The organism is uncultured Tenacibaculum sp. (assembly GCF_947499065.1).
Classification (GTDB): domain Bacteria; phylum Bacteroidota; class Bacteroidia; order Flavobacteriales; family Flavobacteriaceae; genus Polaribacter.
In genome coordinates this window covers 1-25,458 of sequence record NZ_CANMMT010000014.1, presented here as the reverse complement: position 1 = coordinate 25,458, position 25,458 = coordinate 1, and the positions used below count along the sequence as shown (strand labels likewise).

Annotated in this window: 17 protein-coding genes and 1 tRNA gene; 4 read left to right on the top strand and 14 right to left on the bottom strand. The window is 30.4% G+C overall.

The window, feature by feature from the left end:
- Window positions 1-49: 49 nt before the first annotated feature.
- A complete protein-coding gene (cdd, locus tag Q0958_RS17735) occupies window positions 50-532 on the bottom strand; it encodes a cytidine deaminase (protein ID WP_299125608.1) in 483 nt (160 codons plus the stop codon).
- Between the two features lie 82 nt (window positions 533-614).
- On the bottom strand, window positions 615-1,706 hold the full coding sequence (gene porV, locus Q0958_RS17730) for a type IX secretion system outer membrane channel protein PorV (RefSeq protein ID WP_299125606.1): 1,092 nt from the start codon (window positions 1,704-1,706) through the stop codon (window positions 615-617).
- Window positions 1,707-2,088: 382 nt separating this feature from the next.
- Here porV and gldJ point away from each other — a divergent pair, with 382 nt between their 5' ends.
- Complete coding sequence (gldJ, locus tag Q0958_RS17725) at window positions 2,089-3,807, top strand: gliding motility lipoprotein GldJ (protein ID WP_299125603.1); 1,719 nt, start codon at window positions 2,089-2,091, stop codon at window positions 3,805-3,807.
- 65 nt (window positions 3,808-3,872) lie between these two features.
- Window positions 3,873-5,126, top strand: a complete 1,254-nt coding sequence (gene murF, locus Q0958_RS17720; protein ID WP_299125601.1) for a UDP-N-acetylmuramoyl-tripeptide--D-alanyl-D-alanine ligase — start codon at window positions 3,873-3,875, stop codon at window positions 5,124-5,126.
- On the opposite strand, the gene Q0958_RS17715 is transcribed toward murF, so the two are convergent.
- The gene (locus Q0958_RS17715) at window positions 5,123-5,974 is read right to left on the bottom strand and encodes an N-acetylglucosamine kinase (RefSeq protein ID WP_299125599.1); all 852 of its coding nucleotides are present in this window, start codon (window positions 5,972-5,974) and stop codon (window positions 5,123-5,125) included. The two genes, murF and Q0958_RS17715, sit on opposite strands and share 4 nt — an antisense overlap.
- 163 nt (window positions 5,975-6,137) lie before the next feature.
- Here Q0958_RS17715 and Q0958_RS17710 point away from each other — a divergent pair, with 163 nt between their 5' ends.
- On the top strand, window positions 6,138-6,875 hold the full coding sequence (locus Q0958_RS17710) for a CpsB/CapC family capsule biosynthesis tyrosine phosphatase (protein WP_299125597.1): 738 nt from the start codon (window positions 6,138-6,140) through the stop codon (window positions 6,873-6,875).
- Between the two features lie 44 nt (window positions 6,876-6,919).
- On the opposite strand, the gene Q0958_RS17705 is transcribed toward Q0958_RS17710, so the two are convergent.
- The 11 genes from Q0958_RS17705 to Q0958_RS17655 all read right to left on the bottom strand — a co-directional run bounded on the left by Q0958_RS17705 (window position 6,920) and on the right by Q0958_RS17655 (window position 21,247).
- Window positions 6,920-9,289, bottom strand: coding sequence for a tyrosine-protein kinase (locus Q0958_RS17705; protein ID WP_299125595.1), 2,370 nt, complete (start codon window positions 9,287-9,289; stop codon window positions 6,920-6,922).
- Between the two features lie 6 nt (window positions 9,290-9,295).
- Window positions 9,296-10,063, bottom strand: coding sequence for a polysaccharide biosynthesis/export family protein (locus Q0958_RS17700; RefSeq protein ID WP_299125592.1), 768 nt, complete (start codon window positions 10,061-10,063; stop codon window positions 9,296-9,298).
- A gap of 30 nt (window positions 10,064-10,093) precedes the next feature.
- Window positions 10,094-11,998 carry a nucleoside-diphosphate sugar epimerase/dehydratase gene (locus Q0958_RS17695; RefSeq protein WP_299125589.1) on the bottom strand — a complete coding sequence of 635 codons (1,905 nt, stop codon included), beginning with the start codon at window positions 11,996-11,998 and terminating at the stop codon, window positions 10,094-10,096.
- A 40-nt stretch (window positions 11,999-12,038) separates the two neighbouring features.
- Window positions 12,039-12,554 (bottom strand): DUF2892 domain-containing protein, encoded by a 516-nt coding sequence (locus tag Q0958_RS17690; RefSeq protein ID WP_150901383.1) that lies wholly within the window; start codon window positions 12,552-12,554, stop codon window positions 12,039-12,041.
- Window positions 12,555-12,607: 53 nt separating this feature from the next.
- Window positions 12,608-15,754, bottom strand: coding sequence for a cytochrome c biogenesis protein CcsA (gene ccsA / locus Q0958_RS17685; RefSeq protein ID WP_299125586.1), 3,147 nt, complete (start codon window positions 15,752-15,754; stop codon window positions 12,608-12,610).
- Window positions 15,755-15,860: 106 nt separating this feature from the next.
- Entirely contained in the window at window positions 15,861-16,739 is an 879-nt protein-coding gene (locus Q0958_RS17680) for a phosphatidylserine decarboxylase (protein WP_299125583.1), read from the bottom strand.
- Window positions 16,740-16,743: 4 nt separating this feature from the next.
- Window positions 16,744-18,807 carry a methylmalonyl-CoA mutase gene (gene scpA / locus Q0958_RS17675; protein ID WP_299125580.1) on the bottom strand — a complete coding sequence of 688 codons (2,064 nt, stop codon included), beginning with the start codon at window positions 18,805-18,807 and terminating at the stop codon, window positions 16,744-16,746.
- Window positions 18,800-20,149: a methylmalonyl-CoA mutase subunit beta gene (locus tag Q0958_RS17670; RefSeq protein ID WP_299125578.1), complete on the bottom strand. Its 1,350-nt coding sequence runs from the start codon at window positions 20,147-20,149 to the stop codon at window positions 18,800-18,802. The genes scpA and Q0958_RS17670 overlap by 8 nt, the downstream gene beginning before the upstream one ends.
- Window positions 20,149-20,466, bottom strand: coding sequence for a septum formation initiator family protein (locus Q0958_RS17665; protein ID WP_150901388.1), 318 nt, complete (start codon window positions 20,464-20,466; stop codon window positions 20,149-20,151). Before Q0958_RS17665 ends, Q0958_RS17670 begins: the two co-directional genes overlap by 1 nt.
- Before the next feature lies 1 nt (window position 20,467).
- Window positions 20,468-21,073, bottom strand: coding sequence for a uridine kinase (udk, locus tag Q0958_RS17660; protein ID WP_150901394.1), 606 nt, complete (start codon window positions 21,071-21,073; stop codon window positions 20,468-20,470).
- Window positions 21,074-21,173: 100 nt separating this feature from the next.
- A tRNA-Thr gene (locus Q0958_RS17655) sits at window positions 21,174-21,247 on the bottom strand.
- A 1,272-nt stretch (window positions 21,248-22,519) separates the two neighbouring features.
- Here Q0958_RS17655 and Q0958_RS17650 point away from each other — a divergent pair.
- Window positions 22,520-25,458 (top strand): Calx-beta domain-containing protein (locus Q0958_RS17650; protein WP_299125577.1); only part of this gene is annotated, 2,939 nt, incomplete at its 3' end.

The window sequence follows — 25,458 nt, the reverse complement described above, 5'->3', positions numbered from 1 at the left end:
TAATTATTTATATTACAAAAAAAAGATGGTTTTTCTATGTTTGTTGTTTTTATAAATATGAACTGTCAAAAGAAAAAGGCAATAAAGAAAGTAATGATTCTGTTTTTACAATTTTACCAACTTCTCCCATAAAAAGAATTTCCATTGGTTCTTTTTGGTTGATTTCATATTCAGATAATGTTTGTCTACAAGCACCACAGGGCCCAACAGGTTTATCTACTTTTGTTTGTGTTGATGCAGCAGTTATAGCTAATTTTTTGATTTTTATTCCAGGGAATTCTGAGCCAATTTTCCAAATCCCGACTCTTTCAGCACACATACCAGAAGGATATGCAGCATTTTCTTGATTATTTCCTAAAACAATTTCTCCATTTTCTAATAAAAAAGCAGCGCCTACATTAAATTTAGAATAAGGGGCATAAGCCTTAGCTCGAGCTTCAACAGCTTTATCCATTAACATTCTATCTTCCTGAGATAATTCTTCTACACTATTATAAATAACAGCCGAAGATTTTACTTCTATTTTTTCCATAAGAAATAGTATTGGTCAAAAAAAGCAGTCGTCAAGACTGCTTTTAAATTATGTTACGAAATTAAAAAAAAAATACTAAATTTTAGTAATCTTCGTAGATTTCTCCTAAATCAAATGATAAAGAGAATCTTAAAGTATTTTCTAATGGGTTATTTACTGCAGAAGTATTAACTAAATACGATAAATCTAAAGTAAATGATTTAGCTGTAAATCCTGCTCCTAAAGTAAAAAATTGTCGTTGACCTTTTTCTTCACTTTCATGAAAATAACCTGCTCTTGCAGCAAAAGCATTATTGTATAAATATTCAGCTCCTAAAGCCCATGTTACTTCTTTTAACTCTTCTCCAAAGCTTCTATCTCCTAAAGAAGTAAACATTCCATCAAACCAGCCTCTAGTAGATTGAGTACTACTTGAAGGAACTAATAGTTTTGTGAATTCTAAATTTAAACCTAATGTGTTTTGGCTATCAAAAATAAAGTCAAAACCTCCTCCTAATTTGGCATTAGTTGGAATGAAGTTTTCTTGACCAGGAGTGTATTCAACCTTTGGACCAATATTAGCAATATTGAAACCTAAACGATAACGACCATTAAAACTTCCATAATTTTTTTCATCAGATTGATAATAACCAGAAATATCAACTGCAAATGAGTTAACAGCATCTATACTATTATTAGTAACATCTAAATTAGAGTTTATATATTTTAATCCAATACCCATTGAAAATTTTTCACTTAGTTTCATTGAGTATATACCAGTAATAGCAAATTCACTTGGGTTTGTATAACCTAAACTTTGAGCTAAATCTGTTGTTAGTTCTATTTTACCTAAAGAGAAATATTTAATATCAACACCCCAAGCAGCATTTTCTTTAAATCTATTTACATAAGAAGCATTTCCTATAAATATATCGTCCGTTAAATTACGCAACCAAGGAGTATAGTTTAAACCAATGCTTATTTTATTTTGGTTAAAAGCTGTTTTAGCAGGGTTGTGAAAAATAGAGAATGCATCAGCTGATGTAGCTACACCTACATCTCCCATACCGCCAGCACGAGCGTCTGATGAAATTAATAAAAATGGAGTAGCTGTTGTGATTCCACTTGATGTTGATTGTGCTTTGATTTGAAGGGCAAAACATGCAAAAAACAATAAAATTGATAATTTTTTCATGTAAAAATTTGATTATTAGTTCGGCAAATATATGATTTTCTTAAAAAAATGCTAAAATCTGTTAAATTTTAAACACTATCTTAACGATCATAGGATAAAATTATTACATTTTTTTGAAGAATAGTTAAAAATATTTTAAAATATTTTATTTCTGCCTTTTTTTTGTTTTTGAAAGTGAGAGTCTTAGATATTTATTGCGTAAAATAATAAAAATTAATGCTAGATATTTAATCTTTTTCTTAGATTCGTAATACTAAACTTAAAAAATGGTCGTTTGTAATCTTGCAAGAGCAACTTTCTAATACGAGAAATTGTAGATAAATTAGTTGTAAGAAATTAGAAATATTGTAAATTGCGGCACCCTTAAAATAGTTAAAAATACATGAAAAGTACCTTAAAATTATTTAGTTTGTTGGCTATCACTAGCTTATTGATTACTTCTTGTAAAAGCAATAGAGGTGGTTCTAGTGATGTAGATCCTTTTACAGGATGGAGATTTAATGATCATAATTATGGAAATATAATAAAAGGATCTTATAACCCTAATAAAGATGTGCCTATGAATATGGTTCATATTGAAGGAGGTACGTTTACAATGGGGTTAGTTCAAGATGACGTAATGTTTGATTGGAATACTACTCCTAAGAAGATGCATGTTCGTTCATTTTATATGGATGAAACTGAGGTAACTAATTCTGCTTATGGTGCATTTATGCAGTACACTAAAAAAGTATTCCCACCAGAAGAGGCTCAATTCAAAAATATATATAAATCTGTTCTACCAGATACTTTAGTTTGGAGAAAAGGATTAGGTAATACAAATTTATTATCAGAAAGTTATTTAAGACACCCATCTTATGCTGAATATCCAGTTGTTGGTGTTAGTTGGTTACAAGCAACTAAGTATTGCAAGTGGCGTACAAATGCTGTTAACTTAAAGATTTTAATGGATAAAGGTGTTATTAAAAATATTTTTAAAGAGGATTCATTAAGTTTCAAAGGGAAAAACAATTTTGATACAGATACTTATTTAACCAATCCTTATGCATTATTCGAAGGGGATTCAACAATTTATAAGAAGGGGATTCCTGTACCAAGAAAGAAAGGTGATCCTAAACCTAGTAAAGATGAGTTTTCAGGAAGACAAGTTACTTCATCTGATGGTATTTTATCTCAAAAGTTTAGACTTCCAACAGAAGTAGAATGGGAGTATGCTGCTAAAGCAATGTTTGAAAATAGAGAGTACAATAACATTAGAGGGAGAAAGAAGTATTCTTGGAATGGAAAGTACACTAGAGATAGAGATAAGAGAAGAAGAGGAGATCAGTTAGCTAACTTCAAACAAGGAAAAGGAGATTATAGTGGTATAGCTGGATGGAGTAGTGATATGTCTGATATTCCAAATGCAGTTAGAAGTTATCCTCCTAATGCTTTCGGATTATATGATATGTCAGGAAACGTTGCTGAATGGGTAGAAGATGTATACCGTCCAATTATCGATTCTGAAGCAAATGATTTCAACTACTTTAGAGGAAATGTATTTACAAAAAAACTAATAGATCAAGATGGTAAAGTTGTAATAGTAGGAGACGAAATTGGTGATATTGAATATGATACATTAGAGAATGGAAGAATTGTACCTAAAGATTTACCAGGAAGTGTAAAGTATATTCCAATTACAAAAGAGGATACTTACATGAGAAGAAACTACAATCTTGCTAATAACTCTAGTTTAGGTGATGGAGATCAAGCTTCTTCTAAGAATTATGGATTAGATAAAGATCAATTAGATCCTAAATCTAGAATGTATAATTCGCCACAAAAACCTGAATCAGAAAAAGATTCTTTAGGAAATGTTATCAATAATTATAAATATGACGCTAAAACAAGAACAACTTTAATTAGTGATAAATCTAGAGTGTATAAAGGTGGTTCTTGGGCAGATAGAGAGTATTGGTTAGACCCAGCTCAGAGAAGATATTTCCCAGAATATATGGCAACAAACTTTATAGGTTTTAGATGTGCTACTGATAAAATGGGACCTATGATGATGAACAAGAGAAAGACTGCAACGCCTAAGTATGCTAAAAGAAGAAGATAGTTTTTATCTTATAAATTATAAATTAAACCTCATTGAAATTCAATGAGGTTTTTTATTTTTACAACATGGATATAAAGGAATTATATAGTTTGTTTATTCAACATGGTTTAGTTGATACTGATACAAGAAAAATAAGAAAAAACACAATGTTTTTTGCACTTAAAGGTGATAACTTTAATGGCAATAAGTTTGCTTCTGAAGCATTGACTAAGGGAGCTAAGTATGCAGTTGTAGATGAAGTTGAATATAAAACAAGTGATAATGTAATTTTAGTAGATAATGTGTTGAAAGCATTACAAGATTTAGCGAATTATCATAGAAATCAACTAAATATTCCTATTATTTCTTTAACAGGTAGTAACGGTAAAACTACTACAAAAGAGTTAATTAACACGGTACTATCTTGTAAATTTAATACAACAGCTACAAAAGGTAATTTGAATAATCATATAGGAGTTCCTTTAACCTTACTTTCGATGAATACTAATACTGAAATTGGAATTGTTGAAATGGGAGCTAATCATCAACAAGAGATTGCATTCTTATCTAAAATTGTAGAACCTAATTATGGCTATATTACCAATTTTGGTAGTGCTCATTTAGAAGGTTTTGGGTCTATAGAAGGAGTCATTAAAGGAAAATCAGAATTATATGATTTTATAAAAGATACTAATGGAAAGGTTTTTTTAAATTCAGATGATCCAATTCAAGTTGAAAAAACTAAAGAGATAGATGTTATAAAGTTTGAGGAATCTATTAAATTTATCGAAGCAAATCCATTTGTTAGCGTAGGTTTTAATAATGAAGTTATACATAGTAAATTGATTGGTAGTTATAACTTTGCAAATATATCTGCTGCAATTACCATAGGTAATTATTTTAAAGTGCCTAAAGAAGAAATTAAAAAAGCTATAGAAAGTTATATTCCTTCTAATAATAGATCTGAAATAATTGAAACAGAGAAAAATAAAATAATTTTAGATGCTTATAATGCCAATCCTACAAGTATGAAAGCTGCTTTGGATAGTTTTATACTATATAAATCTAACCATAAAACGATTATTTTAGGAGATATGTTTGAACTTGGTGAGTTTAGTGAGTTAGAGCATCAAAAAATAGTTGATTTTGTTTCTAAAGCTAATTTTGATAGTGTTTTATTAGTTGGGAATAATTTTTTTCAAGCAGAAACAAATTATCAAAAATTTAAGACTTTAGATGAGCTAAAAAAATACCTTCAAGATGCACCTATTAAAGGAAGCTCAATTCTAATTAAGGGATCTAGAGGTATTGCTTTAGAAAATATATTGCCGCTGTGTTAAATGTCGTTTTCCATATGAAATTTGACTAGATTATCAATAGGACGTTGAATAACATCGGTAATAATTAGATTGTTCTTAGAAGCTACATTTTCTAATATATCTCTAAAGTAATATGCTATAGACCCTATAAAGTAAATAGGTGTTTCACTTCCTTTTTGGTATGGTAATATCCTATATTTAAAAAACTCTTGAAATCCCTTTTTAATGATTTTTTTAATGTATTTCTTATCCTTGTAATCAAACATAAATTTCGCAAAAGAAGCTAAATACATATTTGGATTTGGCTTTCTATAGAGATTCATTTTAATAAAGTCTGCATCAACATTGAATTCATTCTCAAAAGATTTAGCTATTTTTTGAGGCATTTGTTTATAATAATAATCCTTCAGTAATTGTTTACCAAAGTAGTTACCACTAGCCTCATCCATAATAGTATAACCCAATGAAGGAGTAATCATTTCCATATTATTACCATCATAATAACAGCTATTTGATCCTGTTCCTAAAATACAAACAGTAGCTGGATTTTGAGCTGAACTAGCATACACAGCAGCTAGCATGTCTTCTGATATGTTTATAGATGCATTTATGAAAATGGATTTTAAAACATCATGTAAAATTTTAATAGGTATAGCTGTTCCGCAACCAGCTCCATAAAAATGAATTGCTTCAACTGCTTCCTTAATGTTTATAAGCTGAAATATATTCTCAATTCTATTTAATAATTCTTCTTTTGAAACTACAGCTGGATTTAAGCCTAAAGTTCTTACTCTAAAAACCTCTTCTTTATTATTGTCTAAAGCAATCCAATCTGCTTTTGTAGAGCCACCATCTGCTATTAAAATCATTATATTTTATTTAGTTTTGCTCAAATATATACTATCAAAATAAGTTGTACAATAGCTGTATTCATCTCAATCGATTTCGTTGTAAAAAAAGGTATAGATTTTGTTGAGTAGAGGTGTATTATTAGTGTAAATTTGTAAAATAATTAAAAGATAAAATAAAAATATGTTGTTTTTTAAGAAAAAAGAGATTCCTTTAAATGAACTTTTTCCAGATGGGTTTATCGATATACATTCTCATTTACTTCCTGGAATTGATGATGGAGCCAAAGATTTAGAAAATTCAATTTCTTTAATAACTAAGATGCATTCTTATGGAATTAAAAATTTTATAACTACACCGCATGTTTTAGGAGATGTTTATCCAAATTCTTCTAAGGTAATTAAAGATAAATTAGAGGTAGTTAGAGCAGAATTAAAGAAGCAAGGTTATGACGATATAAAAATAGATGCAGCGGCAGAATATATGATGGACGAGCAATTCGTTGAAAGATTAAAGGAGGATGATATTTTGACCTTAAAAGATAACTATATCCTAGTTGAGATGTCATATTTCAATGCTCCATATAATTTATATGATGTTTTATTTGAAATTCAATCAAAAGGATATAAACCTGTTTTAGCTCACCCAGAACGTTATAATTTTTATCATAATGATTTTCAAAATTATTATAAATTAAAAAAAGCTGGATGCGTTTTTCAACTAAATTTATTGTCGTTGACAGAACAATATGGTAAAGGTGTACAAAAGACCGCACAAAAATTATTAAAAGAAAATATGTATGATTTTGTAGGGACAGATACACATCATCACAATCATCTTAAGTTATTGAATAAAGTAGGAACAACTAAAATAAAAAAACAAATAGAACATTTGTTAAATAATAATAAAAAGTTCTTATAAATAAAAAAGGAAGCAATTTGCTTCCTTTTTTATATTTATAATGATTAACTAAAGATTCTTTTATACCAAGGTAAATCTACATCTTCAGGGATACCATAACCGTATCCATAACCATAACCGTAACCGTAACCACGTTTTAAATCAACATCATTTAAAATAATAGCTAAGTTAGGAAGTTTTTTATCTCTGTATAAAGTTTGAGGAACTATTAACATACGTTTATCCAAATAATTAGCTCTTGTAACATATAACACTAAATCTGCATGTTTTGAAATAAGCATAGTATCTGTCACTAAGTTAACAGGGGCAGTATCAATAATAACATAGTCATATTTTTCTTCTAACTCTGTGAAAATATCCCCAATCTTTTTAGACATTAATAATTCTGCAGGATTTGGAGGGATAGCTCCAGAAGCAATAATATCTAAACTAGGAATTTCATCAATAGAAAACTTTAAAGAGTCTAAGGTAATACTATTGTTAGTTAAAAAGTTAGTAATACCTTTTCTATCAGGAATTTCAAGATACTCTGTGATTTTAGGAGCTCTTAAATCCATTCCTACTAGAATAACTTTTTTACCAGATAAAGATAAAGAGGCTGCTAGATTTATAGATGTGAATGATTTACCTTCACCACTAGTAGTAGAAGTAACGAATATAGTATTTCCTTTACCTTCCGTTTTCTGAGTTAACATAAAGTCTAAGTTTGTTCTAATTAATCTGAAAGCTTCAGCTGTACTTGAACGAGCACTTGAATTAATAACAATTTTTTCTTTAGTAACAGAATGTGGTATGTCTCCTAAATAAGGAATTGAAGTGTGTTCTTCGATATCTTTTTTAGTATGAACTTTAGTGTCTAAAAGATCTCTTAAGTATATTATTACAATAGGAATTATTAACCCAAATATAAGAGATGCTAAATATATTGTTTTTTTGTTAGGACTTACAGGAATGTCCGAAGCATAAGCTTTATCTATTATTTTAGCGTTAGGTATAGCTGTAGCTGTTAAAGATATAGCAGTTTCTTCCTTTTTCTTTAATAAATAAGTATACAAGCCAGCAATAATTTCTTGTTGACGAGCAATATCTAAAAATTCTCTTTCTTTAGTAGGTATAGAAGATATTTTAGAATTAAATCTACTAGATTCACGTTGTAAACTATTTACTTTAATTTGAAGTGACTTAATGGTGTTTTCAAGGCTTCTTTTTAATGAACTCTTTAAGGAAGAAATATTATTTTGAACTTCTATTAAAACAGTGTTTTTTTCACCAGCACTTTTTTCTAAACGTTTTAACTGTGATATTAATAGGTTATATTCAGTAATAGATTTACCGATGTTAGCATCAGTTAATCCCAAGTTAGCTGGAAGATATTCATTGTTTAGTAATTCTTCGCTTAATGATTTAGCTAGACTTAATTCAGTAGATGCATGAATTAAGTTTTGACGGTTCAATGTTTTTGTTTCTAAAGTTAATTTAGCTTCAGTTTCGATGTCAGCAATATTATTTTTACTTTTAAATATTTGTACCTTATCATCAATTCCAGCCAATTCTTTACCTACATTATTTAAGCGGTCAATAATAAAGTCATTGGTTTTTTCTGAAACTTGCTTTTTATCTAGAATAGCATCATTGTTATACTGAACAATTAATTCATCCAATATGTTTTCTGCCTTTTCTTTAATTATTGATTGTAAAGATAATTTAACTACGCTTGATCTTTTGTTTATCGGAGAAACCTTTATGTTCTTTCGATAGTAATCAATAGTTTTATCTAACGAGTTGATAATTACTTTTATTTTTTTTCCTAAAAATTTATTGAAGAATTTATTATTTTTTATTATTTTAAAATTACCAAGTTGATTATTTTCAATAATTCTATTAAATGAATTTTCTGAAATAAAATTACCATTTTCATCATATAATTTAAAATTATTAACAGATAAGATTTTGATATTCAATATAGTATCTATTTTATTTAATTTAGTTGACAAGGAGTCACCTGAAACAAAGGAAATAGGTGTTTTTTTATAAATTTCAGATTTTTTGATTCTCCCTTCCGTAATATACTTAAGGTTTAAGTTTAATTTTTTTATAACACTATTAATAAGTTTTCTAGATTTAATAATCTCAATTTCATTATCAATGTTTTTGTTTGAACTACCAATAATACCAAGATCTCCAAAGGCAGCAAGTTCATCAGAAACACCACCTTTTTTATCATTTTTAATTAAAATTGTTGAAGTTGTAATGTATTTAGGAGTACTGTATCTTAGGTATAAAAAAGCTACTGAAATTGAAATTATAATACCTAAAATAAACCATTTCCAATGAATTAAGTATTTTTCCAATTCAGCCCTAATATTAATTGTATCGTTATCTGAAATTTGAGAAGAATATTGTTCGTTATTCATGTTTGTTTACCTTGTTAGAATAGAAATTAGAGAAATAATAACAGAACCTATTGATATAAATAAACCAGTATTCTGATTATAAGATGCAGATTGAGAAGCTGCTTTATTAGGTTTGACATATACAATATCGTTTTGTTGTAAATAATAAGCAGGAGAAGTGAAAATATTATTAGATCGTAAATCTAATTTGTAAGTTGTTATCTTATTATTTTCTTCTCTTTTAACTTCAATATTCCTTATTCCAGATATATTCAAATCACCAGCTAAACCTACAGCTTCAAGAACTGAAACTCTTTCATTGGGTATAATAAATTTACCTGGTTTTTTTACATCTCCTAAAACAGTAACTGAAAAATTGGAAATTTTTATGTTAATTGTAGGATTTTTTATATAATCAGGAGATAGTTTTTCTTTTAGAAGATTAATTGCTTCTGTTCTAGTTAAACCACCAATTTTTATCTTTCCTAAAACAGGGAACTCTATAAAGCCTTCTTGATCAATAATGTATGATTGTTGTTGAGGGGGAGCTGCTAAATTATTTGTAGTAGTTGTATATGTTACTGCAGCTAGGTTGAAAGGTTTTACAGCTTCTAAATCTAATGCCGAAATGTTTATTTGAATTAAGTCACTAGGTTTAAAAGTTATTTTGTATTTGTTATTTATTAAAGATTGATTTTCTTCATGGTTTTGAAAATAAACAATTTTCTTTTTTGAAACACATGAAGTAATTGTTAGCATGAAAATAGCTAACAATATTTTTATAACTTTAGGCATAGGTGAAATTTTTTTTGCGAAAGTACTAATTTAATTTTTTCTAACAATATCTAATTTTTCATAGACAGAGTTATTTGATTTATATTCTGGTACAATTTCTTTTATTAATTGTACTGTTTTTTGATTGTTATGATTTTTATTAGCGATACATAATTCAATGATTTTATCTTTTATGAATTCAAAATCTAACTTTTGATTCTTAGCAATCATGATTTTTTCATGATAAGTAGGCGATGTGTTTTCCCCGTTAGCTAATAATTCTTCATATAACTTTTCTCCAGGTCGAAGTCCAGTTATTTTTATATCAATATCTTCAGGGTACTTTAATCCAGATAAATGAATCATCCTTTTGGCCATATCAAATATCTTAACAGATTGTCCCATGTCGAAGATATAAATTTCTCCACCATTACCCATAGTGCCTGCTTCTAATACTAAACGACAAGCCTCAGGTATTGTCATAAAATAACGTGTAATATCTTTATGAGTAACAGTTAAAGGGCCACCGTTTTCAATTTGTTTTTTGAAAAGAGGTATAACAGAACCATTTGAACCTAAAACATTTCCGAAACGAGTAGTCGTAAATTTAGTATTATGGTTGTTAATTTTACTTAAACAACTAATATACATTTCAGCTACTCTTTTTGAAGCTCCCATAACATTAGTAGGGTTTACTGCTTTATCTGTAGAAACCATTACAAAACGTTCAACGTTATTTTTTATTGCTAAATCAGCTATGTTTTTTGTTCCGCCTATATTTATTTTTACAGCTTCATATGGACTTAACTCCATTAAAGGAACATGTTTGTATGCAGCAGCATGAAAAACTTTTTGAGGCTTATATTGCTCAAATATCTCAGACATCCTTTTTTCATCTCTTACATCTGCTACGATAGAGGTAAAGCTATTTTTGCCTTTTTGTATTAACTCTTGTTGTAAATCATATAGTGCAGATTCCGCCTGGTCTATTAAAATTAAGTGTTTTAATTCATAAGAGCTTAATTGCCTTGAAATTTCAGAGCCAATAGAACCAGCTGCGCCTGTAACCAAGATTGTTTTATAACTAACTTCTCTTTTAACAATTGGGTTATCTATTGATATAGGTTTTCTATCAAGTAAATCCTCTATTTTTACACTTTTTATTTGATTAGCTTCTAAATCACCATCTATCCATTTTGAAAGAGGTGGAACAATTTTAACTTTAACACCTAACGCTAATAAAGAATCAGTTAAATACAGTAATTTTTCAGGCTTAGCATTTTGTATAGAAATAATAATTTCATCAATTTGTTTAGTCTCAATGAAATTTTGGTCTATTCTTTTACCTTCAAAAATCTTAATTCTATTGATTTTTTTTCCAACTTTTTTTTCATCGTCATCAACAAAGCCTATTATTTCATACTTGTTTTTAGTATCTCTATTTAAAGCACCATATGTAATTAAACCAGAATCTCCAGCTCCATAAATTAATACGTTTGTAATAGTATCTAATTCTGTAGAAATAATTTCAAAAAAAGCTTTAAATACATAACGACTAACAACTAAAATTAAGACAGAAATCAAATAATGAATTATGACAATTGATTTAGGTATTGTAAAACTAGGGAAAATCTTAAAAGTGTTATTTATTAAAACAACACTGATTGTAATCATTGAAAGTAGTGTAACGCCAACAAAAACGTTAAAAGCATCTCTAGTTCCTGTATGTCTAATAATCCCTCTGTAGGATCCAACAATAAGAAAACTTACAAGGGATATAATGGCTATAAATGGAAGTTGATAATATAAATTATGAACATCGAAATTTAAACTAGCATTAAAACGAACGGTATATGCTAACAAAAAGGATATGCATACTAATAGAATATCTATAATTAATACAACCCATCGAGAAGCGTATTTCTCAAAGGCTTTTAAAACTAATTTTCTTACCATCGATTAATTGTTAGACGTTAAAAGTACAAAAAATAAAAAATTAAATCTTTTTCATTTGTTGTTTCATCATTTGCATTTGCTCTTTTAGCATACCATGCTTGTCAAGTTTTTTAGCTTCAGCCATTAAATTTGTAGCTTCACGTTTTCTACGTTTAGTCATAGCAATACCAGCTAATTGTAGTTTAGCCATTGCTAAGTCATGATCCATTGCTAGTCCTAACTTTACGGCTTTTCTTAAAAATTTTTCTGCTTGAGTAATATTTGTTTGAGAAAGCATAATACCATGAAGATAATTGAAGTATCCTTCTTGCTTTTTAATTAATGCACTTGAAGGATTTTTAATATAACTAAGCCATTTCTTAGCTCCTTCAAAATCTTGCTTTCTTAATTTTAGAAAGGCTAATAAAATAAATTCGTTTTTAAAATAAAATAAGATGAATATCCCTGCTAATAGTAATATAGATATACCATTCATTATGTGGCCTTGAGTAAATTCATATACTGACCAAATAACAGTTAATCCAGCTAAAACTAATTTTATATTTTTATTGAACATAATTTCTTTTTTTTAACAACGCGCAAAAGTACGTTATTCTTATTTATTTATAATTATTTTTTGTAAAACTTCTTGTGTTTAAACCATGCAATTAAACCAATGATAAAGACAAAAGATACAGAATAGTATACTGAATTTGGAGTAATTACTTTATCTCCACTTGCATAAGAATGTAATCCTGATAGGTAAAAATTAACTCCAAAGTATGTCATCATAACAGAAGCAAATGCAATAATTGACCATAGATTAAATGTATATTTGCTACGTAACCCAGGGATTAAACGCATATGCAATACAAACGCATATATCATAATTGATATTAAAGCCCAAGTTTCTTTTGGGTCCCATCCCCAGTAACGTCCCCAACTTTCATTTGCCCACATTCCACCTAAAAAATTACCAACAGTGAATAAGACTAAACCAACAGTTATGGCCATTTCATTTATGGTTGTAAGCTCATTTAGGTGTAACTTCATCTTCTTTTTGTTTTTTTCATTTGTAAAAATGATTAAGAATAAAGAAAATATACCTAAAATCATACCTAAGGCAAAAGGCCCATAACCAGAAACAATAATAGAAACATGTACATATAACCACCACGAGTTTAATACAGGTACTAAGTTAGCAATTTCAGGATCTAGCCAGTTTTGATGAGCAAAAGATAATATGATAGCAGTTAAAAATGTGGTAGCCGCAATGGTTAAAGAGGATTTCTTACCTAAAATTAAGCCAAAAAACATAGAAGCTAATCCTACAAAGATTATGGTTTCATATGCGTTACTCCAAGGAGCATTACCACTAATATACCATCGCGCAGCTAAACCTAATACATGCGTAATAAAAAGAATGATTATTATTCCTATAAAAACTTTTATGGCATAATTAATCCAAGGCTTATTATTGAATATTTGGAAGAAAACGAATATAATCATTAGTAAACTAACATATCCGTAGTATTTAGCCAGCTTTACAAAAATATTAGCTTTATTGTAAGCGATTTCCAATTGTATTTTATCTTGAGTAGGAATTACTTTTGAACCAAATTTTCTCTGGAACTTTTTAATCCCATCTAAAATTTTATTAGTTTCTGTGTAATCTCCTGTTTTTTTAGAAGCTTGTAATAATTGAAAATATACAGGTAATGATTGACGAACAAATACAGAGTCAGTTCCTCTAAAATTGGCTTGTGAAGTTTCAGGTTGCGATACCCATTTATTATTTTCATCATTTGGAATTGGGTATATTCTTAAAATACCACCACCTAAAGCCTGAGATAGTAACCAAACTCTACGCTCTATTTTTATAGCGTCTTGTTCTAATTTACTTTGTATTCTTTTTTTCTGAGCTTCAATTACTAAATGACTAATTTTTGAAGTTCCATTTTCGTCGTAAAAATCAATAAAACGAGCATATTTAGTATCTTTAGGTAGGCCTAGAACTTCACGAATTTGCGTATTTCCTATTTCTAAATAAATAAAAGGAACATTTAACCAAAACATAGGAGCTTCAGTTATAGAAACTAAAATTTGACTAGGAGTTAAACCTTTAAAATTATCTGTGTGTGCAACTTTTCGTACTAATTCAGAAGCAAAAGTATGGGCAGGTTTCATTCTTCCACCTGCGTCTTGTATTACTAATTGACTAAATAAATCAGCATGTTTTTTGTCAACTATTGATTTTTGTAATATGGAATCAATTTGAGTTTCTGATAATTCTTTTGGCTTATGTGTGTTGTGTTGAGAAAAAGCTATAGAACTAATTAATAATAGTATAATTGAAAGTGTAGCTTTTTTAGTTCGTATTTTTTCTAACGATTTTTTTAAATCGTAAAAACGAGTGTTTTTCACAAATAAAGAAGCGATTAAACCAAAAAATAATAGGAAATAACCAATATAAGTTACAGTTGTACCCCAAGAATCGTGATTTATAGAAAGGTGAGTTTGTTCAATTTTTTCACCAGCATTTAAGTAACTTGATTGAAATAAACGATATCCTTTATAGTGTAAAATATTATTCATAAAAATTCTAAAATCAAAAGTTTCATCTTTATCAAAAACAGTAATTTCACTAGCAAAAGAAGCTGCGTTTTCTGAACCAGGATATTTTTCTAACTGAAAATCATTTAGTTTTATACTGAAAGGAGTTACACGCTGTTTAGCACCATACCAAGCTCTAAAATTTAAATCTCCAATTTTAAATTGCTTTTGCCCGTCTACATTAAACTGTCCCCCTGTTAATTCGATACGTTCAGTTTTTCCATCTGTAGTTACATCAAAAATAACCATGTCGTATTTTTTATTGTCTTTTTTTCCTCTAACAGTTTTAATGTCTCCTTTAGTAGGGTACTGAGGAACTACAAAAGGTAAACCAGAAACATTGTAAAGTGAACGTAGTTTAAAGTCTTGAATAGTATCTTGTTTTACAAAACCTTTTTGTTGAGTAGCCATTACTTGGTAGTTACCTGCAGATTTTGTAATTATTTTTAAAGAATCATTTCTTTTAAAAATATTAATATTAGCATTTCCATCCTTGGCGTCAAAACCAACTAAAATATTGTGAATATTTTGAATTTGGCCACGTTTAATATAGTGTTCATGTCTACTTCCACTAGAACTCTCAACAAATTTGATGTGTTCTACTCCGTTATCATCCTCGATAAATTTCTTTTCTACCCAAGGAATGTAATCAACAAGTTTAAAGTCTATTTGATGGTTTTTACCATCTTTTTTAGGTTGGAAATACTCTGTAAAACTAGCGGAATTACTTCCCCAAGCTGATAATAAAAGTTTGTTGTTTGTTTCTTTTTGAAACTGATTGTCGTCTATAATTACGTTAAGGTAATTGATGTCTGAGAAAAAAGTATTTGTCGTTTCTCCTTCGTCAATAATCATTAAACCTTCATAACTGATATAACGGGTAATTCCAGCTCCAATTAAAATAAATAAGAAAGCTACGTGAAATAATAAAACAGACCACTTTTCTTTTTTGTATAATTTGTATCTGAAAATATTACCAAAGAAATTGATAGTGAAAAAAATCATAATTAATTCAAACCACCAAGTGTTGTAAACTAAAGCTTTTGAGGTTTGAGTACCATAATCGTTTTCTATAAAAGTAGCAACTCCCATGGCAATTGAAATAGCAAAAAACAACACGGCCATCAGGCGAGTTGAGTAAAGAATATTAAGAACTTTTTTCATCTGTAAATCTGATAAATATAAAACTTCGCAAATTTACGGATTAAAGCTGTAATAAAATTATGATTTCAATCATTTTTAAGGGCAAAGGAGTGTTAAAGTAAATAGATTACTTTCCTATTGTTTCTCCCATTTTAACAAAAGTCTCAATACGATTTTTTGTGTTTTCTATAATGTCTTGATCTATAGCTAATTTTTCTTTGTTTACTAAAAGAACAATAGTTGAGCCTCCAAAAGCAAAATATCCCATTTCGTCACCCTTTTTTATAGGAGTGTTTGCAGTGTAAGTTTCAATAATACTTCCTACCATTGTTGCTCCAACTGGTGCTATGACGATGTCTCCTTTTTCTTCTGTTGATAAAATACAATATTCACGTTTATTTTCGCAAAAAACCTTTGTGAAATTAGAAGCTAAGGCATATGGAGAAACAGAAAAATAATCACCTTTTATTTTTGTCATTTCTGAAGGAACTCCATCAAGAGGAAAATGATATCTGTGATAATCATTAGGGGCTAATCTTAAGATGATCAAAGAAGAATTTTTGTGTTTTTCTGCTAATTCTTCGTTGCCTAAAAATTCTTTAAGTGTAAATTTTCTACCTTTTACAAAGAAATTGTGGATATCAGAAATGTTTTCAAAGGCCAACATTTTTCCATCACCTGGAGAGACAAAGTCAGGGTTTATCGGTCTGGCATTGGGTTTTAATTTTCTGTAAAAGAAATCATTGAAAGAAGTAAACTCAGAAATAGATTTTTCGGCTTCGTTTATATCAATACCTAGCTGTGCTACAAAACTTTCTATTTTTTTTGTAGACTTAGGTTTGTTCATTTTTTTACCATACCAAGAAGATAAAAACTTACGTTTAGCTATAGGTAAAATAGCCATTTTACCGAATGGGTTATTGTATAATAGTTTTAGGAAAGCTTCTCCAGGAGGAGTTTCTATAATTGTGTTACCAGATTCTCTATCAATGAATTTTATTTGCATGGCTTTATTCTTCTATACTGTCAATTAAAATAGTTAACATGTCAATAGCTGCTTGTGCTATTTTGGTTCCAGGTCCAAAAACACCTACTGCACCAGCATCAAATAAGAACTGGTAGTCTTGTGCAGGAATTACTCCTCCAACAATAACCATTATATCTTCACGTCCATATTTTTTAAGTTCAGCAATAACTTGTGGTACTAATGTTTTATGACCCGCTGCTAATGAAGATATTCCTAAAATATGAACATCGTTTTCAATGGCTTGTTTAGTTGCTTCGATTGGGGTTTGAAAAAGAGGTCCTATATCTACGTCAAAACCTAAGTCGGCATATCCTGTAGCTACTACTTTTGCTCCACGATCATGTCCATCTTGCCCTAATTTGGCAATCATAATTCGAGGTCGCCTACCTTCTAATTCAGCAAATTGATCAGCTAGTTCAGTTGCTTTTTTAAATAATTTGTCGTCTTTTATTTCTTTACTGTACACGCCTGATATGGTTTTGTGAACTGCTTTATGACGCCCGAAAATACTTTCCATTGCATCGGAAATTTCACCTAAAGTAGCTCGTTTTCTAGCAGCCTTTACAGCTAAATCTAATAAATTACCTTCGCCAGTTTTAGCACATTCGGTTAATTTAGTTAAAATCTCATCAACTTCTGTTTGATTTCTTTTAGCTTTTAAATCGTTTAGCCTATCAACTTGAGATTGTCTTACAGCTTCATTATCTACCTCTAAAATATGTAAAGGGTCTTCTTGTTCTAGTTGGTATTTATTTACACCAACAATTACATCTTGACCACTGTCTATTTTTGCTTGTTTTTTAGCAGCGGCTTCTTCGATACGCATTTTAGGAATACCTTTTTCAATAGCTTTAGTCATTCCGCCTAGCTCTTCAACTTCTTTAATTAAGTCCCAAGCTTTGTTTGCGATTTCTTCAGTCAATTGTTCAACATGATAACTACCAGCCCAAGGATCAACAGTTTTGGTAATGTTGGTTTCCTGTTGTAAGTATATTTGTGTGTTTCGAGCAATTCTAGCAGAGAAATCTGTAGGAAGTGCTATTGCTTCATCTAAGGCGTTGGTGTGTAAGCTTTGTGTTCCTCCAAAAGCTGCTGCCATAGCCTCAATAGTTGTTCTTGCTACATTGTTAAATGGGTCCTGTTCTGTTAAAGACCACCCACTTGTTTGACAATGTGTTCTTAAGGCTAGTGATTTTGGGTTTTTAGGGTTGAACTGTTTTACTAGCTTAGCCCATAACATTCTACCTGCTCGCATTTTTGCGATTTCCATAAAATGATTCATTCCAATGGCCCAGAAAAAAGAAAGGCGAGGAGCGAAGGTGTCAATATCCATTCCTGCTTCTAATCCTTTTTTGATGTATTCTAATCCGTCAGCTAAAGTGTAAGCTAATTCAATTTCTGCTGTGGCACCAGCCTCTTGCATATGGTATCCAGAAATAGATATTGAATTGAATTTTGGCATATTTTCAGAAGTGTACTTGAAAATATCTGCAATAATTTTCATGGATGGAGTAGGTGGGTAGATATAGGTGTTACGGACCATAAATTCTTTTAGAATATCATTTTGAATAGTTCCAGTAAGTAATTTAGGTTCTACCCCTTGTTCTTCTGCAGCAACAATATAAAAAGCAAGAATAGGTAATACGGCTCCATTCATTGTCATAGAAACCGACATTTTATCTAAAGGTATTTGGTCAAATAAAACCTTCATGTCTTCCACAGAATCTATAGCTACTCCTGCTTTACCTACATCTCCTTGAACACGTTCGTGATCTGAGTCGTAACCTCTGTGGGTTGCTAAGTCAAAGGCAACTGAAAGTCCTTTTTGTCCAGCGGCTAAATTTCTTCTGTAAAAAGCATTACTTTCTTCAGCTGTTGAAAAACCGGCATATTGTCTAATAGTCCATGGTCTACGGACATACATTGTTGAGTATGGGCCACGTAAATTTGGAGCAATCCCTGCAACGAAATTTTCATGAGGGAAGCTTTTGCTTTCTATATCTTGGCTTTCTGCTAGTTTTATATTTGATATATCTTTTCTACTCATTACTTAATCGTTCTTGTTCTAACTTTTCAGCTAATCTTTTTTGAATAATTGGCTGTATTAGAGTTTTTTCGTTTCTAGTTTTTACAAAAGGGAATAATTCTAAATCGTTTTTCATTAAATCCTTTTCGTTTTGAATTTTGTTAGTTCCTAGTAAAACTAATTCGCCAGAATCGAACTTTTCTTGTTCGTTGTCTGCTGATTCTTTTATTTTTCGTTGAATAGTTCCTTCTTTAAGTTGTTGTAAGAAGCCTCCTCCTTGTTCTATCGACTTAAAAATAACTAAAGCATTCTGTGCTAATTGTTGTGTGATTGCTTCTATATAATAAGCGCCATCGGCATAATTTTGAGCGTTAGCTAATTCGCTTTCTTGCTGTAAGATTAATAGCTGATTTCTTGAAATTCGTTCACCAAATTCGTTTGAGTGGTGAAAAATATCATCATAAGATATATTGCTAACCGTGTTGGCTCCACCTAGTATAGCACTCATGCATTCTGAGGTGGTACGTAGCATGTTTACATTATAGTCATATAATGTTTTGTTTCGTGAGCTTGGTTGAGCGTAAATATGTGCTTTTTGATTTTCAGTATTGTATTCTTTTAAAAGAGCATCCCATAGAATTCTAAAAGCTTTTAGTTTAGCTATCTCAAAAAAGTAGTTGCTTCCAACTGAAAAATTGAAATGTATTTTATTGATTATATCTTTTCCGAAGTGATTTAAATATTCATTTGCATGGGCTAACGAATAAGCTAATTGCTGGGTAATATTTGCACCTGCATTTTGATATATTGAAGCATTTACGCAAATAGAGTTGTCGGTAGAAGAGATAATTCTTTCTAGTTCTTTGTGATCATTGTTTAGGTTGCTAAACCAATTTCCAGAATTAGCAAGGTTTCCAATTATATCTATATTGAAATAACAGTTTTTAGAATTGACAAAATCCGATAATTCAATAATGAAATCTGATTCTAAAAATTTTAAATTGAAATAAATAGCAATGTTTTGAATGTCGATTTTATCCAGTAGAACTTTATAATTGAATTTACTCTTAGCTTTAAATTCTATTGATTTAGCACCTCTATTTAATGAATCTAAAGCGAAAGCATTTGCTTTTTTTTCATCTTCAACGAAGATAGATTGGCATACTTTAAAGCCTTCACTAGAAGTGTTTGATTTTAATTGTGTTCGGTCTTCTTTTGAATAAAAAGGCTTTACGGTAATTCCTTCGTTAGTTTTCCAAAGAAGTGTTTCGTTGTAATCAGCGCCTTTAAGGTCTACTTGGATTTTTTGTTTCCATTCTGCAGGGCTAATTTCGTTGAATTCATTAAATAAATAATTACTCATTATTTCTGTATGGTATCAAATTCAATAATATATATGTCTTCATTCTCTTTCTTCATCAAGTATTTTTCACGAGCATAGCGTTCTAGTTGAAGAGAATCTTTAAGTTTTTCGATTGTCTCTTTATCTTTCTTAATTTTTTTTTGGTGGTAGTCAATCCAGGTTTCAAGTTCCTTGATTTCTTTATTGAACTCTCTATGGGTAAGATATGAATTTTCATCTAAAAAAAGCATCCAGAAAACAAATATTGTTAAGATAATAACATATATGTTAGTTGCTATTTTAAAGGATGGTTTGTTTTTTAGTGATTTTAAATTCATCTTATAAACGGTCGTTAATTACTGTTCTAACGATATCTATAGCTACAGTATTATACCTATCGTTAGGTATTATAATATCTGCATAATTTTTTGTTGGTTCAATAAATTGTTGATGCATAGGTTTTAAGGTGCTTTGGTATCTGCTTAAAACTTCATCAATGTCCCTACCACGCTCTTTTATGTCTCTTCTTACACGTCTAATTAAGCGTTCGTCTGCATCGGCATGTACAAAAACTTTAATGTCGCAAAGGTTTCTTAATTCTTTACTGTTAAAGATTAAGATTCCTTCAATAATTACAACCTTGCGTGGGTGTGTTTTAATAGTGTCTTTAGTTCTGTTGTGAGCTACAAAAGAGTACACAGGTTGTTCAATTATTTTATTGTTCTTTAAATCTGTTAGGTGTTGAACTAATAAGTCAAAATCAATAGCTCTTGGGTGGTCAAAATTTATCTTAGTACGCTCATCGTATGTTAAGTTGTCGGTTTGGTTGTAGTATGAGTCTTGCGAGATTACACAAACTTCGTCTTGTGGAAGTTCGTTAATTATTTGATTTACTACAGTAGTTTTTCCACTTCCAGTTCCACCAGCAATACCGATAACAAATATATTTTTCATTGAGTTTAATTAAGATAAAATTTTCAAGACAAATTTAGGAAAATATGTAAACAAAAAAAGCGCTAACTTAAGTTAACGCTTTTTGTTTCTGAGCCGATGAAGGGACTCGAACCCCCGACCTGCTGATTACAAATCAGCTGCTCTAGCCAGCTGAGCTACATCGGCCTTTTCCTTTAAGGCGCTGCAAATATAGAACGTTTTTTGATACTGCCAAAAACTTTTTTCACTTTTTTTTTAGAGTAAAAATCGAGAGGTTTTTTTGAGGTTTGTAACTGTTTGTTTTTTAAAAGTTTGAGTTTTTTTTTTGAATGCTAATTTTTTTTTCGAAAAAATATTGAAAAATATGATTCAGTTAAAATTATATCAATTTTTAAAGGCCGAAAGGATTACTTTGAGTTTTATAAACATGGTTTTTTAGTTTACATTTTATGTAACTCTAGTTTAGAAATACGATAAATAGGGGAAGAGATGCTTTTCTCAAAAAAATGTTTGGGAGCGAATAGTTTTTAAATCTTAAAACCATTCGTCGATACTTTTTTGTTATTCAACGAAGTAAGAATTAGTTTAAACTAGTATTCAAAAAGCCCAGCTTTTATTTGAATAATATTGGGTATAGATTTTAGCCAAAAAACCGTTTTTGATTCTCTGAAAAATGGATAAAAAAAATAAATCTTCTAAAAAACTATATTTAAAATAGTAAAGTAGAGTCAAAGAACTTTCTCCATTTAAAGAGTAATGTTTTTTAATCTAAATACTGCTACAAAGCTATAAATATATACAGAAGTTTTATGAAGTAGGGGTAAGGTTAAATTGTTGTTTTTCTTTGTTTTAGGGTGGTTTTGGTTTGTGGTGGGGCTTATGGGGATGTGTGAAAGAGATGAGGTTTTACGTAAGTTAAATTATTAATATATGTATAAGTTTTTTGTTTAGAATATTTAGTGAAATTGGAATTAGATAAACACTATTTGTTGTATAGGAAAAACACTTTTCTGTAAAAGAAAAACACTATTTAATACAGGAAAAACACTATGTAGTATGGGGAAAAAATACTCAATTCAAAAACAAGTATCAAAAATTGGTGCTTACAAAAGGCAAAATAAGGTAAAAAAAGGACCTTCTTTTTTTAAATCCAATGAAGGAATAGAAAAATTTCTTTTCAGCTAATGTGTCTTTATAAAAAAATCTACAAAGAAGTAATGGAACAAAAATATTGTGAAATGGTGTCTAAAAATTTAGATACTATATAAAACTGTACTTCATTTTGAGAAAATTGAACCTACTATAAATTATGTTGTCAATAGCAAAAACAAACAAATATTTATATGAAATATAATTATAAACAGTAATAAAATCCCGAATAAATATGAAAACATAAATACATTATTTCTACTCAATTAATTCAAATATCATTTTAAAAATTTAATAAACCTTACATACATGAGAAAAGAATATTCCCTAATAAATAAATCTTTTAATCTAAAGATAATAAAAGGTAGAGGACCTGATATAATAGCGCTTTTTACTTTTGTTGTCTTTTTTGTATTTACTTTTTCTAGTAATATATATGGTCAATCTTGTAACTTAATAGTAAATGGTGATTTTACCAATGGAAATACTAATTGGTCGGATAGTTACCCTACAAGTCCTATAACAGGGCCAATGTCATATACTAGCGGAGTTTCAGGTAGGTTAAAAGTTAATGTTGATAATGACGGAAATTTAGAAGCAGGAAATGTGCTTTTAAAAAATAATACAGCGTTTAATTTAAACTCAGGAACAAATTATACGTTTTCGGTAGATCAATTTCAAGACACGGGTACAACAAATGTAAATTTCGCTTGGGTGTTGCTAGATAATAGTAATAGTATTGTTCAAACGATTCATACATTTTTTACTAATCCAGGAGGTACAGGAACTACACAGGTAGCTAATTCTAATACAAATTACTCGTACTCTTTTACTGTAGGAGCTACAGCAAATTACCAATTAGCGTTGGTTTGGGAAGCGCTTGAAGATGGTGCAGGTCGAGATGTAAACATAGATAATATATCTCTTCAAGTTACAGGGGCTTTGCCTCCTACAATTTCCCTTGTGTCAAGTTCAGTCAATGCAACATATGGTGATACTTCTGTAGATTTAGGTTATACAGCGGTAACAAACAGTCCTAATCAATATAGTATAGATTTTGATGGAACAGCCCAAGGAGAAGGTTTTTCAGATGTAAATGCAGCTTCATTGCCTGCGTCACCAATAGTTATTACTGTTCCAGCTACAGCAGATGCAGGAACTTATAATGCTGTATTGAAATTAATAAATTCAACTACAGGTTGTGAAAGTGCCAATGTACCAATTACAGTAACTGTAGATCCCAAAGCATTGACTATTACAGCTACAGGTCAGAGTAAAGAGTTTGGGAATACTTTATCAGGAGGAACTGGGTATACAGACTTTACTTCAAGTGGATTAGTTAATGGTGAAACGATAGGTTCAGTTACAGTGTCTTATGTAGATGGTGATGCGGCATCTGATGCCATAGGAGTGTATACTAATGCGATTGCAATTTCTTCTGCAACAGGGGGAACTTTTACGCCTAGTAATTATAGTATCAATTATGTTGCTGGGGACTTAACAGTTACTTCTGATGTAATTAGTGTGTCTAGTCCAACTGTTTCTGAAGGAGATAGTGGAACAACGAATGCTAATATAACCGTAACATTAAGTTCTCCTGCTCCAACAGGAGGAACGACTGTGTATTATACCGTAGTGCCAGGAACAGCAGTAGCGGGTGTGGATTATACTGCGCCAGCGGCAAATGCAAGAATAATTATTCCTGCAGGAAGTAGTACGGGTACTATTAGTATTCCAATTATAGGAGATACTACAGTAGAAGCTAACAAGTCTTTTACAGTTCAAGTTACTAGAGATTTAATTATAAATGCAGGGTTTCAAGCTGGAACTACTGGATGGACTACAGTATCAGGAACGCCGAATTGTACAGGAAGTTTTTCTTTTGAAGTAAATGCGGAGACAGTTTATGGAGGAAGTGTTGGTACGAATCAAGTTTTAGAAGTAGATTGTTTATCTCAAGGGTATCAGGATTTTCCAACGGTAATAGGAACTACTTACGATGTTAGTTTTATAACATCAAGAAGAACAGCAGGAGGTTCACCGGCTTCTGTTAATGGAACAGTTACTGCGCAAAATAATAATGGTGGAGTTTTAACAAATTTAAATAGCACTACTGTAACAAGAACTAATACTACTTTTGGATATACATCAAGTACATTTTCTTTCACAGCAACTGGTACTACATCTAGAATATTATTTACTTCAACATTAACAGCTACATTAGGTTTAATTTTAGATGATCTTTCAGTGGAACCACAAGTAGCAGATGCTACATCTACTGTTACAATTACTGATGATGATACTTCTGTTGCTATAGCGGCAACAGATGCCGTAAAAGTAGAAGGAACATCAGGTTCAACATCATATACTTTTACAGTAACTCGTAGTGGAGATACTAGTGGGACTGGGTCGGTGAATTATGCTGTAACAGGTAGTGGAGCAAATCCAGCTGTAGCGGCTGATTTTGGAGGAGCCTTTCCAAGTGGTACTGTGAATTTTGCGGCAACAGAAACAAGTAAAGTAATTACGGTGAATGTAAGTGGAGATACTACTGTGGAATCAGATGAAGGGTTTACAGTGACTTTATCTAGTCCGGTTAATGCAAATATTTTAACGGCTACAGCTATAGGGACAATCACAAATGATGACCCTACAATTACGTTTAATGATATAACAGTTACTTATGGAGATGCTAATTTTAATTTAGGAGCAACTTCGAATTCTGGAGGTGCAATTACATATTCTATCATTGGTGCTCCTAATGGTACTGGTTTATTAGGAACAAATAATCAAGTAGTGTCTATAGGAAATGCAGGTACGGTTACTATAAGGGCTACTGTAGCTGCTAATGGAGTATATGCTTCAGGAACTAAAGATATTACGTTAACAATAGATCCAAAAGCCTTAACAGTTTCAGTAACAGCAAACAGTAAGACTTATGATGGAAACAATGATGCTACGGTAACTTTAGGCGGAACCCCATTAGTAGGAATTGTAGCAGGTGATGTTGTAAGCATTGGAGGTTCACCAACAGTTTGGGATTTTGCAAGTGTTGATGTAGGAACTGGAATATCAGTAACCGCTACCACAGGAAGTTATACTTTAACAGGAACGGATGCAGGCAATTATACAGTCACTCAACCAAGTGGCTTAACAGCAGACATTACAGCTAAAGCCTTAACGGTTTCAGTAACAGCAGACAGTAAGACTTATGATGGAAACAATGATGCTACGGTAACTTTAGGCGG

Excerpts from the sequence above, each read along its gene's own strand:
- cdd (WP_299125608.1), bottom strand. The coding sequence starts at position 532 with ATGGAAAAAATAGAAGTAAAATCTTCGGCTGTTATTTATAATAGTGTA.
- porV (WP_299125606.1), bottom strand. The coding sequence starts at position 1,706 with ATGAAAAAATTATCAATTTTATTGTTTTTTGCATGTTTTGCCCTTCAA.
- gldJ (WP_299125603.1), top strand. The coding sequence starts at position 2,089 with ATGAAAAGTACCTTAAAATTATTTAGTTTGTTGGCTATCACTAGCTTA.
- murF (WP_299125601.1), top strand. The coding sequence starts at position 3,873 with ATGGATATAAAGGAATTATATAGTTTGTTTATTCAACATGGTTTAGTT.
- Q0958_RS17715 (WP_299125599.1), bottom strand. The coding sequence starts at position 5,974 with ATGATTTTAATAGCAGATGGTGGCTCTACAAAAGCAGATTGGATTGCT.
- Q0958_RS17710 (WP_299125597.1), top strand. The coding sequence starts at position 6,138 with ATGTTGTTTTTTAAGAAAAAAGAGATTCCTTTAAATGAACTTTTTCCA.
- Q0958_RS17705 (WP_299125595.1), bottom strand. The coding sequence starts at position 9,289 with ATGAATAACGAACAATATTCTTCTCAAATTTCAGATAACGATACAATT.
- Q0958_RS17700 (WP_299125592.1), bottom strand. The coding sequence starts at position 10,063 with ATGCCTAAAGTTATAAAAATATTGTTAGCTATTTTCATGCTAACAATT.
- Q0958_RS17695 (WP_299125589.1), bottom strand. The coding sequence starts at position 11,998 with ATGGTAAGAAAATTAGTTTTAAAAGCCTTTGAGAAATACGCTTCTCGA.
- Q0958_RS17690 (WP_150901383.1), bottom strand. The coding sequence starts at position 12,554 with ATGTTCAATAAAAATATAAAATTAGTTTTAGCTGGATTAACTGTTATT.
- ccsA (WP_299125586.1), bottom strand. The coding sequence starts at position 15,754 with ATGAAAAAAGTTCTTAATATTCTTTACTCAACTCGCCTGATGGCCGTG.
- Q0958_RS17680 (WP_299125583.1), bottom strand. The coding sequence starts at position 16,739 with ATGCAAATAAAATTCATTGATAGAGAATCTGGTAACACAATTATAGAA.
- scpA (WP_299125580.1), bottom strand. The coding sequence starts at position 18,807 with ATGAGTAGAAAAGATATATCAAATATAAAACTAGCAGAAAGCCAAGAT.
- Q0958_RS17670 (WP_299125578.1), bottom strand. The coding sequence starts at position 20,149 with ATGAGTAATTATTTATTTAATGAATTCAACGAAATTAGCCCTGCAGAA.
- Q0958_RS17665 (WP_150901388.1), bottom strand. The coding sequence starts at position 20,466 with ATGAATTTAAAATCACTAAAAAACAAACCATCCTTTAAAATAGCAACT.